Annotated in this window: 11 protein-coding genes; 9 read left to right on the forward strand and 2 right to left on the reverse strand. The window is 32.9% G+C overall.

Annotated elements, in window-relative coordinates:
- Positions 1–28: 28 nt before the first annotated feature.
- Positions 29–379: a competence protein gene (locus tag V6624_RS09995; RefSeq protein WP_111284279.1), complete on the forward strand. Its 351-nt coding sequence runs from the start codon at positions 29–31 to the stop codon at positions 377–379.
- Positions 380–381: 2 nt separating this feature from the next.
- Complete coding sequence (locus V6624_RS10000; protein ID WP_111284277.1) at positions 382–636, forward strand: DUF6327 family protein; 255 nt, start codon at positions 382–384, stop codon at positions 634–636.
- A 21-nt stretch (positions 637–657) separates the two neighbouring features.
- Here the strand turns inward: V6624_RS10000 and V6624_RS10005 are convergent, their stop codons facing one another.
- Together V6624_RS10005 and gltX are read right to left on the reverse strand one after the other, a co-directional pair.
- On the reverse strand, positions 658–1641 hold the full coding sequence (locus V6624_RS10005; RefSeq protein ID WP_111284275.1) for an SPFH domain-containing protein: 984 nt from the start codon (positions 1639–1641) through the stop codon (positions 658–660).
- A gap of 256 nt (positions 1642–1897) precedes the next feature.
- On the reverse strand, positions 1898–3403 hold the full coding sequence (gene gltX, locus V6624_RS10010; protein ID WP_111284273.1) for a glutamate--tRNA ligase: 1506 nt from the start codon (positions 3401–3403) through the stop codon (positions 1898–1900).
- A 163-nt stretch (positions 3404–3566) separates the two neighbouring features.
- Here gltX and V6624_RS10015 point away from each other — a divergent pair, with 163 nt between their 5' ends.
- The 7 genes from V6624_RS10015 (at position 3567) to V6624_RS10045 (ending at position 15196) form a co-directional block, all read left to right on the forward strand.
- A complete protein-coding gene (locus tag V6624_RS10015; RefSeq protein ID WP_111284271.1) occupies positions 3567–6968 on the forward strand; it encodes a DUF4175 family protein in 3402 nt (1133 codons plus the stop codon).
- Complete coding sequence (ybeY, locus tag V6624_RS10020; protein ID WP_111284269.1) at positions 6965–7384, forward strand: rRNA maturation RNase YbeY; 420 nt, start codon at positions 6965–6967, stop codon at positions 7382–7384. The genes V6624_RS10015 and ybeY overlap by 4 nt, the downstream gene beginning before the upstream one ends.
- Before the next feature lie 691 nt (positions 7385–8075).
- On the forward strand, positions 8076–9947 hold the full coding sequence (gene mnmG, locus V6624_RS10025; protein ID WP_338841673.1) for a tRNA uridine-5-carboxymethylaminomethyl(34) synthesis enzyme MnmG: 1872 nt from the start codon (positions 8076–8078) through the stop codon (positions 9945–9947).
- A gap of 359 nt (positions 9948–10306) precedes the next feature.
- Positions 10307–11155, forward strand: a complete 849-nt coding sequence (locus V6624_RS10030; protein WP_338841674.1) for a class I SAM-dependent methyltransferase — start codon at positions 10307–10309, stop codon at positions 11153–11155.
- 235 nt (positions 11156–11390) lie between these two features.
- Complete coding sequence (locus tag V6624_RS10035; RefSeq protein WP_095930173.1) at positions 11391–11975, forward strand: OmpH family outer membrane protein; 585 nt, start codon at positions 11391–11393, stop codon at positions 11973–11975.
- 101 nt (positions 11976–12076) lie between these two features.
- Positions 12077–14356: a helix-turn-helix domain-containing protein gene (locus tag V6624_RS10040; protein WP_338841676.1), complete on the forward strand. Its 2280-nt coding sequence runs from the start codon at positions 12077–12079 to the stop codon at positions 14354–14356.
- Positions 14357–14434: 78 nt separating this feature from the next.
- On the forward strand, positions 14435–15196 hold the full coding sequence (locus V6624_RS10045) for a hypothetical protein (RefSeq protein ID WP_338841677.1): 762 nt from the start codon (positions 14435–14437) through the stop codon (positions 15194–15196).
- The last annotated feature ends 121 nt before the right edge of the window (positions 15197–15317 follow it).

A 15317-nucleotide genomic window follows, 5' to 3' on the forward strand; every position in this document is an offset into this window, starting at 1 on the left:
TGTGCTTTTTTTATTTAAAATTATAATTATGGCTTTTGAAGAATTAAAAGAAAACACTGAAAAAGTTCAAGATCAGGCTAAAGAATATATTGAAAGTCATTTAGCTTATTATAAACTTTGGGGCTTTAAGGTTGCAATGAAATCGACAACTTTGATCTTTAAGTTTACTTTGATTTTGTTATGTTTCAGTATGGTTATGATTTTTGGATCTTTTGCCGCAGCGTATGCTTTTGGTTCTTTGTTTGAAAGTAATGCTCTCGGATTTTTGACAGTAGGAGGAATCTATTTAGTTATAACTATTTTACTTTTCTTCATAAAAGACAAAATGGTGGAAGGACCAATTTTGGAGAAATTTTCTGAAATCTTTTTTAATGATTAATTATGGAAAGAAAAAAATACTCTTCGTATGCTGAGATTGAAAGAGATCTAGAAATTTTGAAATTGGAGAAAGAAATCAATTATCAGAAATTGGTTTTAAGTTTTCAGAAAACTAAGGAAAGTATCACACCGCAAAATATTGTAAATGGTTTTGTTTCATCTTACACTGAATACTTTTCAAATTCTTATCTAAAAATTATTCAATCAATTTTACCTTATGTGATTGGTTGGTTTATGAATAAAAAAAGAGGCGATTAAGCCTCTTTTTTATTTTTCAATTTATTGCTGAACATCTGGTTGAATGTCGTCTTCGTAACCAGATTGATGTTGAGTTGGTTTTTGTTTTTCAATCTTTTTGGTATTCTTTTTCATCATTTCGCCAACTTGGTTTGAAGCTGAAAATGAAGCAACCATATTATTCAACATATCACTTCCAGCTTGAGGAGAATTTGGAAGAAGAATCAAGTTAGAATTTGTATCAGATCCAATAGATTGTAACGTATCATAATGTTGAGTTACTACAATTAGGGCAGAAGCTTCTTGAGAATTAATTCCAACTTTGTTCAAAACTTCAACACTTTCTACAAGACCTCTTGCAATTTCACGACGCTGATCTGCAATACCTTGTCCTTGTAAACGTTTACTTTCTGCTTCAGCTTTTGCTTTTGCAACAATTCTAATTCTTGAACTTTCAGCTTCAAATTCAGCTGCAGTTTTTTCTCTATCAGCAGCGTTGATTCTGTTCATTGCATTTTTTACCTGGATGTCTGGATCAATATCTGTAACCAAAGTATTAATGATATCATATCCGTAAGTAGACATTGCTTCGTTCAATTCACGTTTTACTGCAACTGCAATATCATCTTTTCTTTCAAAAACATCATCCAATTTTAATTTTGGAACTTCGGCACGAACCACGTCAAAAACATAAGAAGTAATCTGATCGTGTGGATATTCTAATTTATAAAATGCTTCGTAAACTTTATCTTGAATCACTTTAAACTGAACTGAAACTTTCATTTTGATGAAAACGTTGTCTCTAGTTTTAGTTTCGATGATAACATCTAACTGTTGAATTTTAAGATTTACTCTTCCGGCCAATCTATCAACCATTGGAATTTTAAGTTGCAATCCTGAATTTCTAACACTTTGGAATTTTCCAAAACGTTCAATAATTACAGAAGATTGCTGTTTCACAGTAAAGAAAGACGACATAAAAATGAAGAATGCCAATACTAAAATGATAATTAATGCTGTACTCATGGTTTTTTAATTTATATTTATGATTCTGGTAAATTACGAAAATTCTTCTAAAATAAAATTATCAAACATTAAAAAAACGCTAAGAACATTTTTGAGATGTTTCTTAGCGTTTCTATTTTTTTAAACATTAAGGCATTAAGAAAATTAAGATCAAGCTTTGTCAAGAGAATAAAGCTGAGTTTTATGAACTAAAATCTTTTACTATTTTACCATCAAGAAAAGCTTAATTAACTTAATATCTTAATGGTAATTTTTTTTATAAACTTGAAATTGCTTTCTGAATTCTAGAAATAGTTTCTTCTTTTCCAATGATTTCAACAATGTCAAATAGGTGAGGACCTTTAAGAGCTCCAACCAAACTTAGACGGAAAGGTTGCATTACTTTACCCATTCCGATTTCGTTTTTAGTTAACCAATCTTTTACAATTGTTTCAATATTTGCTGAAGTAAAATCTTCAATATTTTCTAAAACTGAAATCAATTCCTGCATTAAAGTTGGAGTTTCTTCTTTCCAATTTTTACTTGCTTTTTCATCGTATGATGTTGGAGCCTGGAAAAAGAAATCTGTTAAATCCCAAAAATCAGAAACAAAGTTTGCTCTTTCTTTGATAAGTGATACAATTCGAGTTGTCACTTCGAGCGGAGTTGAGAAGCCTTTTTCTTCTAAAATAGGAGTGAAGCTTTTTGCCAAATCAGCATCATTTTGTTTTACTAAATATTGGTGGTTGAACCATTTGTTTTTCTCTGGATCAAATTTAGCTCCAGCTTTATGAACTCTGTTCAAGTCAAAAGATTCAGCTAATTCTTCTAACGAAAATAATTCTTTGTCAGTTCCATCGTTCCATCCTAAAAGAGCAAGGAAGTTTACAACTGCTTCTGGGAAAAATCCTTTTTCTCTGTAACCAGATGAAATGCCTTCTTCAGTTTTCCATTCTAATGGAAATACTGGAAATCCCATTTTGTCTCCATCTCTTTTTGATAATTTACCATTTCCAATTGGTTTCAAAATCAAAGGTAAATGTGCAAATTCTGGAGCTTCCCAACCAAATGCTTTGTATAATAAAACGTGAAGTGGCATAGATGGCAGCCATTCTTCACCACGAATTACATGTGACGTTTCCATCAAATGATCATCGACAATATTTGCTAAATGGTATGTTGGCATTCCGTCACTTTTGAATAAAACTTTATCATCCAAAAGATTAGTTTCAAACTTCACATCTCCACGAATGATATCTTTCAAATGTAAAATTTCATCAACTGGAGTTTTAAAACGGATTACATAATGCTCTCCATTTGCAATTCTCTTAGCAGTTTCTTCTGCAGAAATAACTAGAGAAGTATCTAATTTTTCACGATTGTGGTGATTGTAAATAAATGTTTTTCCTTCAGCTTCATGCTCATTTCTTAATGAAGTTAAAGATTCTGGAGTATCAAAAGCATAATAAGCCCAACCAGAATTTATCAACTGATCAGCATATTGTTGGTATAAATCTTTACGTTCGCTTTGTCTGTATGGACCAAACTTTTCATTTTTTCCAACCGTTTCTTCAGGAGCAATTCCTAACCATTCAAGAGCTTCCATAATGTAAGCCTCTGCACCAGGAACAAAACGAGTCTGATCTGTATCTTCAATTCTCAGATAAAAAACACCGTTATGTTTCTTTGCAAATAAATAATTAAATAGGGCAGTACGAACTCCGCCGATATGTAATGGTCCAGTCGGACTTGGTGCAAAACGCACACGAACTTGCTTTGACATTTGTTTAAAATTTTGTTGCAAAGATACGTTTTATGATTTTAGATTTCAGAATGTTGATTTCAGATTTTCAATCTTAGAACCTTAGCGTCTTAGTAACTTAGAATCTTAAAAAGGTATTATTATAATTACTACTTTTATAGGTTATAATTAAAACAGATTTATTTTGAAAACATCATCTGCCATATATCAAAAGTTAGAGGCTTTCATTAAGAAATATTATACCAATGAATTGATAAAAGGGATATTACTTTTTACAGGTTTTGGGTTGCTGTATTTTCTATTTACGCTTTTTATAGAATACTTTCTTTGGTTGAAACCTCTTGGAAGAACTTTTCTATTTTGGTTATTTGTTGGAGTTGAAGTTTTTCTTTTAATCCGTTTAATTCTTTTCCCATTGTTCAAGTTATTCAAACTTCAAAAGGGAATAGATTATACTCAAGCTTCAAAAATTATCGGAAATCATTTCACAGAAGTGAGTGATAAGCTGACGAACTTTTTACAATTGTCTTCTGAAAATAATGCTGAAAGTTCTGAATTAGTTTTAGCTTCAATCGAGCAAAAAGCAAATTCGCTTCAGCCAATTCCATTTGGAAATGCAATCAATTTTAAAGCTAACAAAAAATATTTGCCATTAGCTTTAGTACCAATTTTACTTTTTGCAGTGTTTTATATTTCTGGAAATAGTAATGTAATTTCTCAAAGTTTGAATAGAGTAGTGCATTTCAATTCTGCATTTTTACCGCCAGCTCCTTTCAAATTTGTGGTATTGAATTCGAATTTACAGGCAGAACAAAATAAAGATTTTGTGATCAAAATGGAATCTGTTGGGAATGTAGTTCCAGAAAATGTGATGATTCATATTGGTGACGAAAGCTATTTTATGGAGTCTTCTCAACCTGGAAAGTTTGAATTTAAAGTAGAGAAACCAGCAGAAAATATTCAATTTTCTTTTGAAGGAAATTCGGTTATTTCTGAGGAATACGAATTGAAAGTAATCACAGTTCCATCAATTGCAAACTTCGAAATGGTCTTGAATTTTCCTTCTTATCTAAAGAAAAAATCAGAGACAATTCAAGGAACTGGAAACGCAATTGTACCAGAAGGAACAACTGTAACTTGGAAAATTAATACTAAATCTACACAAGAAGTAGCATGGAAAAAAGATAATGAAGTTTTCAAGTTTAATAAGGTAGAAAATGAGTTTAAATTGGCTAAAAATATAAGTCAAAATACAGAATATCAAATTCTTACGTCTAATGATAAGGTTAAATACTACGAGAAATTAGACTATCAGCTGTCTGTAATCAAAGATCAGTATCCAACCATTAATGTGGGGCCTGCGCCAGACAGTTTGAAGTTAGATAAGAACTATATTTTAGGAAGATTGAGTGATGATTACGGACTAGCAAAGCTACAAATTGTATACTACGAACGTAACAAACCACAATCTGCAAAGCGTGGAAATATTCCTGTGAAGTCTGGAGTATTCGATCAGTTTGTTTTTAATTTTCCAAGTAATCTTCCAGTTGAAGAAGGCGTGTCTTACGAATACTATTTTGAAGTTTTTGATAACGATGCTCCACACGGATTTAAGTCTACAAAGTCTTCTACGTTTTCAGATCGTGTAGCTACAACAGATGAAATTCAGGATCAGGAATTACAACAGCAGAATAATAATATCAATAGTTTATCTAAATCTTTGAAGAACCAAACGAAGCAAATTTCAGAAATGGATAAGCTTCAAAATACCGGAAAAGAAAAAGATAATTTAGAGTTTAAAGATCAGCAGAAGATCAATGATTTTATCAAACGTCAGAAACAACAAGACGAAATGATGAAACAGTTTTCTGAGAAAATGAATCAGAATTTAGATAAATTCAAAGATGATAAGAAGGATAAAACTGCTGAAGATTTACAGAAGCGTTTGGATAATGCACAGAAAGATTTAGAAAAGAATCAGAAATTATTAGACGAATTAAAGAACTTGAATGATAAATTAAACAGTGAAGAACTGTTTGATAAAATGGAAAAGTTCAAACAAATCAGTAAAAACCAATCTCGTAATTTAGAGCAATTGGTTGAGTTGACCAAGCGTTTTTATGTTTCTAAAAAAGCAGAACAAGTTGCTGAGAAACTAAATAAACTCTCAGAACAACAGGAACAGTTATCTAATAAAGAGAAAGAAAATACGAAAGAGAAGCAAGATGAAATCAATAAATCTTTTGAAAAAATTCAAGAAGATTTAAAAGATTTGAAAGAAGAAAATAAGACTTTAAAGAAACCTTTAGACATTCCATCTGATGCTTCTAAAGAGAAAGATGTAGACAATGATCTTAATAAAGCTTCTGAAGAATTAAGCAAAAAGAATACTTCTGGTGCTAAGCCAAAACAGAAAAGTGCTGCAAAGAAAATGAAGTCTATGGCTCAGGAAATGCAGAGCGAAATGGAAGGTGGAGAACAAGAACAATTAGAAGAAGATGTAGCAATGCTTCGTCAGATTCTAGACAATCTTTTAGCTTATTCTTTATCACAAGAAGATGTGATGAAACAGTTCAAGGCAATGAAATTAGGTTCATCTACATTTACAAAGAACATCAAGATTCAGCAGAATTTAAAACAACAGTTTAGACATGTTGATGATAGTTTGTTTGCACTTTCATTACGTAACCCAAAGGTAGCAGAAGACGTAACTAAAGAAATTGGAAATGTACAATACAACATGGATAAAGCGATTGAAACTTTAACTGATGTTCAAATTCCTAGAGGAGTTTCACACCAACAATATGCTGTTTCATCTGCTAATAAGTTAGCGGATTTCTTGAGCGATCTATTGAACAATATGCAGATGTCTATGCCTAAACCAGGAGCTGGAAAACCAAAACCTGGTGACGGACCTGGAATGCAATTGCCAGATATTATTCAGAAACAAAAAGGTCTAGCCGATAAGATGAAAGAAGGAATGAAGTCAGGACAACAACAGGGAGATAAACCTGGTGAAGGTAAAGATGGAAAGTCTGGACAAGGACAAAGCGGGCAGGGTAAAGATGGTCAAGGTAAGGAAGGCCAAGGAAATAAAAGTGGTGATAAAGGTTCTTCTGGTAAAGATGGAAAGAATGGAAAAGGAGAGAAGAATGGTAATGAAGGAGAAGATGGTGAAGGAGATGCAGAAGCTATTATGGAAATTTATAAAGTGCAAGTTAAACTTAGAGAAGCATTACAAAAAGAATTAGCAAAGAAAGGTTTAGACTCTCAAGGTAAATCTGTGATAGATCAAATGAAGCAATCTGAAAAACAAATTTTAAATAAAGGTTTTAAGAATGAGAACTTGCAACGTATACTAAACATCCAACAAGAATTATGGAAATTAAACAATGCAGTTCAGCAACAAGGGCAAGATACACAAAGACAATCTGAAACAAATAAGGCTGAATTTACAAATCGTTCGAATGCTTTACCAAGTTCATTATTGGAATATTTAAACAGCGTTGAGATATTAAACAGACAATCACTACCTTTGCGCTCGAATTTTAATCAAAAAGTTCAAGAATACTTTAATACAAAATGATAAATTTTAATTACGAAACTGATTTTACTTTAGGAGACGAGCAGGCTTTTAGCGACTGGTTAAGTGCAGTAATTGTTTCTGAGAACAAGATTGAAGGAGAGATCAATTATATATTTTGTGACGATGAATATCTTCATAAGATCAACGTTGAATATCTAGATCACGACACACTTACAGATATAATTAGTTTTGATTATACAGTTGGTAACGAGTTAAATGGAGATATTTTTGTATCTATAGAACGAGTTGCAGACAATGCAAAAGACTTCAATGTTTCATTTGCTGAAGAACTAAAAAGAGTACTGTCTCATGGTATACTTCATTATTGTGGATACAAGGATAAGACAGATGAAGATGCTCAATTAATGAGAGGAAAGGAAGAAGAGAAGATGAAGATGTTTCACGTGGAACAGTAATTATATCTCTTTTAAAATATATGTTCCACGTGAAACATTTTGTTTTTTTGATTTTTAAACGTTCCACGTGAAACATATTTAAGTAGAATAAAAGAATTTTATAACGTTCCACGTGGAACGTTGAAGCGAATAATTCGGATAAAAGATTAAATCGTTCCACGTGGAACGATTTTTAAGTTTGAATTTTAAAGAGAAAAAAGATGTTTCACGTGGAACATGGTTTAAAAATATTCTTTGGAAGTTTGGAATGGAAGTTTAGAAATGTTTCACGTGAAACATTTCTTTCGGATGTTCTGCTTTGAAAGTTCTGCTTTGAGAGTTCTGATTTGAAAGTTCTGATTTGAAAGTTCTGATTTGAAAGTTCTGATTTGAAAGTTCTGATTTGAAAGTTCTGTTTAAAAGTTCTGTTTAAAAGTTCTGTTTAAAAGTTCTGTTTAAAAGTTCTGTTTAAAAGTTCTGTTTGAAAGTTCTGTTTGAAAGTTCTGTTTGAAAGTTCTAATTGAAAGTTCTAATTGAAAGTTTGAAGATGTTTCACGTGAAACACTTTTGATGATTTAATTTGAAGATTGAGTTTGAACTTGAAACTTTAAACCTGAAACAAAAAAAAAAATACGTTCCACGTGGAACAAGAAAAAATATAAAAGTAATTCTAGAAACCGCTTATACGGTTTTTGGAGAATAATAAAACAAAATGTTTTTAGAAGAATACGATGTTATTGTGGTTGGTGCAGGCCATGCTGGTTCTGAAGCTGCGGCTGCGGCTGCAAATTTGGGATCAAAAACTTTATTGGTTACAATGAGTTTGCAAAACATAGCACAGATGTCTTGTAATCCTGCGATGGGAGGAATTGCAAAAGGACAGATTGTTCGAGAAATTGATGCGCTTGGCGGATATTCAGGAATTGTTTCAGATAAAACTGCGATCCAGTTCAAGATGCTGAACAAATCAAAAGGACCTGCAATGTGGTCGCCAAGAGTTCAAAGTGATAGAATGCGTTTTGCAGAAGAATGGAGAATGATGTTGGAGGCGACTCCAAATCTTGATTTTTATCAAGAGATGGTAAAAGGGTTGATAATCGAAGATGGAAAGATAAAAGGAATTAGAACTTCACTTGGTGTGGAGATTCGTTCCAAATCTGTCGTTTTGACAAATGGTACTTTTTTGAACGGTTTAATTCATATTGGAGAAAAACAATTCGGAGGAGGAAGAGCAGGAGAAAGTGCTGCAACCGGAATTACCGAAGATTTGATCAAAGTTGGTTTTGAAGCTGGAAGAATGAAAACAGGAACGCCACCTCGAGTAGATGGACGTTCTTTAGATTATTCTAAAATGAATGAAGAAAAAGGAGATGCAAAGCCAGCCAAGTTTTCTTATTCAGATGTGACCGCTCCATTAACGCATCAGCGTTCTTGTTACATGACATACACTTCGTTGAATGTTCATGATATTTTGAGAGAAGGTTTTGATCGTTCTCCAATGTTCAACGGAAGAATCAAAAGTTTAGGACCAAGATATTGTCCGTCGATTGAAGATAAAATAAATCGTTTTGCAGATAAAGAACGTCATCAATTATTTGTTGAGCCAGAAGGATGGAATACTTGCGAAGTTTACGTAAACGGATTTTCAACTTCACTTCCAGAAGATATTCAATTTAAAGCGCTTCGTTCTGTTGCAGGTTTTGAAAATGTAAAATTCTTCAGACCTGGTTATGCTATCGAATATGATTTCTTTCCGCCAACACAATTGAAACATACTTTAGAAACGAAGTTAGTTGAAGGATTATATTTCGCTGGACAAATTAATGGAACGACTGGATATGAAGAAGCAGCTTCTCAAGGTTTGATGGCTGGAATAAATGCACACTTGAAAGTGCACGAAAAAGATCCGTTGATTTTAAAACGTGATGAAGCATACATCGGAGTTCTAATTGATGACTTGATTACGAAAGGAACAGAAGAACCATATCGTATGTTTACATCGAGAGCAGAATATAGAACATTGTTGCGTCAAGATAATGCCGATTTCAGATTGACTCCAATGTCATACGAAATTGGTTTAGCTTCTGAAGATCGTTTACGAAGAATGGAAAAGAAATTAAATGAATCTGAAAAGATGGTTCAGTTCTTCAAAGAAACTAGTGTTACGATTGCAGAAACAAATCCAATTTTGGAAGCCAAAGAATCAGCACCAATTTCACAAGGAGATAAAATGTTTAAGATTTTCTCTCGTCCACAAATTGAATTAGAAGATATGTTGAAATTTGAAAAAGTTTCGGCTTATATCGAAGAAAATAATCTGGATGAAGAAATTGTAGAACAAGCCGTAATTCAGGTAAAATATTCTGGTTATATCGAAAAAGAGAGAAATAATGCAGATAAGCTAAATCGTTTGGAAGAAGTGAAAATTCCAGAAAATTTCGATTATAATAAAATCAAATCAATGTCTATTGAAGCAAAACAGAAATTAAGTAAGATTCGTCCGGTAACTATTTCGCAAGCTTCAAGAATAAGCGGAGTATCACCAAGTGATATTTCTGTGCTTTTGATTTATATGGGAAGATAAAGAAGTTCGCAGTCACAGTTTTTAGTTTCCAGTTTTTACTGCGACTGAAAACCGCGACTGAAAACTATTAAATGTTCCACGTGAAACTATTTTTCGTTTTTGATTTTCAGAATCCATTATAAATCTAAAATCTAAAGTCAGAAATCTAAAATTGTAGCTGTTCCACGTGAAACCTTTTGAAGATTTTCGTAAAGTAATATTTCATTAAAAGTACTTTTACAGTTATATTGAATTATAAAAATGCGGAAAGAAATCTAAAGAAGAATTAAAAAAACAAAAAGACAAAAAATCCTAAAAACGAATTTTTATCGTTTTTAGGATTTGCTATAAATTAAACCCAATATCTATAAAATTAAAAAATGAACGTTTTAAACAAAAAACACTTTCTTACGGTAAAAGACCATTCTGTTTCAAAAGAAATTTTTGATTTGTATTACGATGAAGAATTAGATATGCTAATTACTTCTCCACAGCCCGAACTTCAAAATTTGGGTAAATATTACGAAAGCGAAGATTATATTTCGCATACAGATAACAAACGTTCTTTATTTGAAAAAGCATATCACTTTGTAAAAAATATTGCGCTTAAGAATAAATTAAATTTAATCAATAGCCAACAACTGCAAAAAGGTAAAATTTTGGATATTGGTGCTGGAACAGGAGATTTTCTTTTAACAGCAAAAAATGACGGTTGGGAGACGATTGGAGTAGAACCGAGCGATCGTGCTAAAAACATTGCTAAAGAAAAGGGAATTTCATTTGTAGAAGAAATTAGCACTTTAGAAAATCATTCTCTGGATGTAATTACCATGTGGCACGTTTTAGAACACGTTCCAGATTTAGAACTTCAGATCCAAGAATTGAAGCGTTTATTAAAACCAACTGGAACTTTAATTGTTGCGGTTCCAAACTATAAATCGTTTGATGCAAATCATTATCAAACTTTTTGGGCAGCTTACGATGTGCCAATTCACTTTTGGCATTTTTCGAAAAAATCAATTCAAGTGCTTTTTGAAAGAGTTGATATGAAATTGGAAAAAATCCTTCCCATGAAATTCGATTCGTTTTATGTGAGCCTTTTGTCCGAAAAATACAAAACAGGAAAGATGAATTATATTAAAGCTTTTTTCGTTGGTTTGAAATCAAATTGGAAAGCGAAAAGCTCAAAAGAGTATTCATCGCATATTTATGTTTTAAAAAACAAATAGTATAAAAACATGCCTAAAAAGCCATTTTGTCTTCTTGAGATGAAATGGCTTTTTTAGTTTTGAAAAAAGCGCAAAAATGAGCCTTATTTAAGTAATAGCGTTGGATTATTGTTATTATTTTTTCTATAAATAAAAACAATATCATAAAATTTACGCATTTTTTAAACTTTATGCTGATGCTATTGATTTTTTTATATTTTTGTCTCTAATACTTAAAAAATAGAATTTAAAAAAAATGAAAAAAGCATTAGTTATTATCGCACTTTCAGTTTTCGCAGTTTCTTGTAATAAAACAGCAGAGGTAAAGGAAGTAAAAACAGCTTACGTGGATACTTCGGTTTTGATGAAAGAATACACTGAAGCAAAAGATTTAGAGGCAAAGTACAAAGCTCAAGCGGAAGAAAAAGGTAGACAATTACAAGCTGAGATTTCACGTTTTAAACAAGACGCGGCTAATTTTCAAAGCCAGGCACAAGCAAACGGTCAAGCTTGGGCACAGCAAAGAGGAGCTGAATTGCAAAAGAGAGAGCAGCAATTAGGTTATGCTCAACAAGCATTAGCACAACAATTGCAACAAGAAAGTGGTGTTGAAATGGATTCTCTTGTTAGTGGAGTTAAAAAATTCATTAAAGATTACGGAAAGAAAAACGGTTACTCTTACATCTACGGAACTGGAGATGCTGCAACAATTTTGTATGCTGAAGAGAAATACGATATCACAAAAGAAATTATCAAAGCTTTAAATGATAAATACAAAGCAGAGCCAAAAACAGATGCAAAACCAGCAGCTGAAACAAAAGAAGGCGAAGCAAAAAAATAAAACTACCAAACTAACTAAATTACTGAAAACCTAAATCCACTAAGATTTAGGTTTTTTCTTTTTATAAAAATGCGGTAATTTTATTTTCTAATACAAGCCCAATGCAGAACGTTTCAGAAGCGGCAGCTTACACTTTACAATTCATCAATCAGACTCAAAAATCTATTTTCCTTACGGGAAAAGCAGGTACGGGAAAAACTACGCTTTTGCGAGAAATCATCGCGACAACTCACAAAAATACTGTTGTTGTTGCACCAACCGGAATCGCCGCTTTGAATGCTGGTGGCGTAACCATTCATTCCATGTTTCAACTTCCGTTTTCTGCATTTATTCCATCGTATGATGTGAGCGCGCAATTTACAGAAACGGTAAAGTTTGAAAACAAAGAATCACTTCGTCGCCATTTCAAAATGAATAATGTTAAGCGAAATGTAATTAAAAACATGGAGCTTCTTGTGATTGATGAAGTGAGTATGATGCGCGCCGATTTGTTGGACGCGGTAGATTTCATGATGCAGACCGTTCGAAGAAACACTCATCCGTTTGGTGGAGTTCAAGTTTTGTTTATTGGAGATTTGTTACAATTGCCGCCAGTGATTCGCGATGAAGAATGGCGAACGCTGAAAAACTATTACCGTGGGAAGTTCTTTTTCCATTCTCATGTGCTGCAAACGTATCCGCCAATTTATATCGAATTGTCAAAAATCTATCGCCAGACCGACGATGCTTTTATCTCGGTTTTGAACAATTTGAGAAATAACCAAATCACTCCAGAAGACATAGCCATTCTAAATCAGTATGTTAAGCCTGATTTTGACTTCAAAGAGAACAAAGGTTATATCACGTTGACAACGCATAATGCTAAAGCAGATTCTATCAACTCGCAGTCTATCAATGATTTAGATGGAAAAGAATATATCTACACGCCATTTGTTGTGGGAGATTTTCCAGAAAAGATATTTCCTGTCGAAGAAGAATTGAAATTGAAAGTCGGCGCACAAATCATGTTCGTCAAAAATGACTTGTCTTTTGAAAAGAGATATTTCAACGGAAAAATGGGAGTGATCAAATCACTTTCTGATGAAGAAATCTTTGTTCACTTTCCAGAAGAGAACATGACACTCGAAGTGGAAAAGTACGAATGGAAAAATATCCGTTACAAAGTCAACGAACAAACCAAAGATATCGAAGAAGAAGTTTTGGGAACTTTTGCACATTATCCAATCAAGCTGGCGTGGGCGATTACAGTGCACAAAAGCCAAGGTTTAACTTTTGACAAAGCAGCGCTCGATGTATCGCAAGTTTTTCTTCCGGGGCAAGCCTATGTAGCACTTTCGCGTTTGCGTTCGTTAGACGGGCTTATTTTGCTTTCTCCGATGCAGATGAATGGCATTTCGAACGACCAAGATGTGATGGATTACGCTTTGAATAGGGCAACGGAAGAAACTTTGGAGAAAGCGCTTCACTTCGAAACCAAAAATTTTATTCACAACTATTTGATAAACAGTTTTAATTGGGGAGAATTGGCGCAAGAATGGCGAAATCATCGTTTCAGTTATAACGAAAATGCGGCTGGTTCGGAGAAAACGAAACATTCGGTTTGGGCGCATAAGCGAATGGAAATCATGGAACAGCTTTTAGATCCTTCGCAGAAATTCATTTCGCAACTCAATAAAATTTTCATCAAAGAAACGGTCGATTTGTTTTTTGTGAAAGAAAGGGTAGATGCGGCCTACGATTATTTTTTCAAGCCAATGGACAAATTGGTGGATGATCTGATTTACAAAATGGGTGAAATTCAAAAATTTAAAAAAGTAAAAGAGTTCTACGAAGAGCTTAACTTTTTGGAAGATCTTCAGACCAAGGCGGTTTTGAGATTGATGAAAGCCAAGTTATTGATCGAAGTGGTTGTGGCCGGCGAAGAAATCAGTAAAGAAAAACTAACGTCGCCAAATATTAAAAATTACAAAACGAACAAAGCAGAAAGGATTCGAGAAGAGCTGAAAACGACAAATACGGACATTTTTAGGACAGAAGAACCCGTTGTTCGATACAAATCAACTAAGACGGAGAAAAGTGAGCTTAAAACGGCTAAAAAAACGACAGTCGAAGAAACGTATGATTTGTGGATGGATAAAAATTCGGTTGAAGATATTGCGAGAATGCGTAAATTGAATGTTCAAACGATCGAAGGACATTTGATAAAACTTATTCAGTCGAAGAAAATTGAAATCATCGATGTTTTGCCTTATGATAAAATTTTGGCCTTGCGTGAAGCTTTTCAATTTTATCAAGAAGAATCTTTGAGCGGTTTAAAAGAAAAACACGGCGACGAATTCACCTGGGATGAACTAAAAATGTTCAAAGCGAGCATAAATTGATTTTTTGAACGTCCTACGTGAAACACTGTTTTCTGTTTTTCAAAAATCTAATTTCTAACGCATTAAATTATTTTTGACATGAAAACATTTAAAATATTGCTAACAATTCTGTTGTTTAATTCTTCGTTTTTGATTGCTCAGGATTTGAAACCAGAATATCAAAAATTCATTTCGAAATTTATTTTGGAAGTGAAAAACGGCGATAAAGAAGCAATTGCAAAGCGAATAAAATTTCCGTTCAAACGGGAATATCCAATTCCTTCAGTGAAAGATAAAGCAGATTTTGTAAAAAGATATGATCAAATTTTTGATAAAGGTTTGATTGAAAAAATAACAAAATCTGATCCTGCGAAAGATTGGTCAGAAGTTGGCTGGCGTGGAATAATGCTGAATCAAGGGGATTTATGGATAGATACCGATGGAAAAATTATAAGCATCAATCACCAATCGGATGCAGAACTAAAATTGAAAAACGACAAGATTGCTGAGCAGAAAAAAAAGGTAAATTCTTCAGTCTCAAATTTCAAGGAACCAATAGCTATTTTAGAAACTTCAAAATTCAGAATTAGAATTGATGATTTAGGAAATGATAATTATCGTTATGTTTCTTGGTCAATCAAAAAGAAAATGACTGATACTCCAGATCTTGTAATCGAAAATGGAATTTTTGTTGCCGACGGAACAGGCGGAAATCATTACTACGAATTTAAAAAAGGTGATTTCAAATATGAATGCTATATCATTGTTTTGGGAGAAAAAAATTCGCGGCCTGCAACGTTAACAGTTTACCAATCGGGTAAAGAGATTCTATCTCAAAATGCAGAAATTGTTTCACGATAAACATTGGAAAGAAGATTTTTTAAAAAGATATTTTTTTACAAGATGTAATATCTACATAGAAATATGCGCTGAACCCCAGAGAGGTTAAATATTTATAGAATTCCAATAAAAATAAATTAAA

The sequence above is a fragment of the Flavobacterium ginsenosidimutans genome (assembly GCF_037478105.1).
Taxonomy (GTDB): domain Bacteria; phylum Bacteroidota; class Bacteroidia; order Flavobacteriales; family Flavobacteriaceae; genus Flavobacterium; species Flavobacterium ginsenosidimutans.

Excerpts from the sequence above, each read along its gene's own strand:
- V6624_RS09995 (WP_111284279.1), top strand. The coding sequence starts at position 29 with ATGGCTTTTGAAGAATTAAAAGAAAACACTGAAAAAGTTCAAGATCAG.
- V6624_RS10000 (WP_111284277.1), top strand. The coding sequence starts at position 382 with ATGGAAAGAAAAAAATACTCTTCGTATGCTGAGATTGAAAGAGATCTA.
- V6624_RS10005 (WP_111284275.1), bottom strand. The coding sequence starts at position 1,641 with ATGAGTACAGCATTAATTATCATTTTAGTATTGGCATTCTTCATTTTT.
- gltX (WP_111284273.1), bottom strand. The coding sequence starts at position 3,403 with ATGTCAAAGCAAGTTCGTGTGCGTTTTGCACCAAGTCCGACTGGACCA.
- ybeY (WP_111284269.1), top strand. The coding sequence starts at position 6,965 with ATGATAAATTTTAATTACGAAACTGATTTTACTTTAGGAGACGAGCAG.
- mnmG (WP_338841673.1), top strand. The coding sequence starts at position 8,076 with ATGTTTTTAGAAGAATACGATGTTATTGTGGTTGGTGCAGGCCATGCT.
- V6624_RS10030 (WP_338841674.1), top strand. The coding sequence starts at position 10,307 with ATGAACGTTTTAAACAAAAAACACTTTCTTACGGTAAAAGACCATTCT.
- V6624_RS10035 (WP_095930173.1), top strand. The coding sequence starts at position 11,391 with ATGAAAAAAGCATTAGTTATTATCGCACTTTCAGTTTTCGCAGTTTCT.
- V6624_RS10040 (WP_338841676.1), top strand. The coding sequence starts at position 12,077 with ATGCAGAACGTTTCAGAAGCGGCAGCTTACACTTTACAATTCATCAAT.
- V6624_RS10045 (WP_338841677.1), top strand. The coding sequence starts at position 14,435 with ATGAAAACATTTAAAATATTGCTAACAATTCTGTTGTTTAATTCTTCG.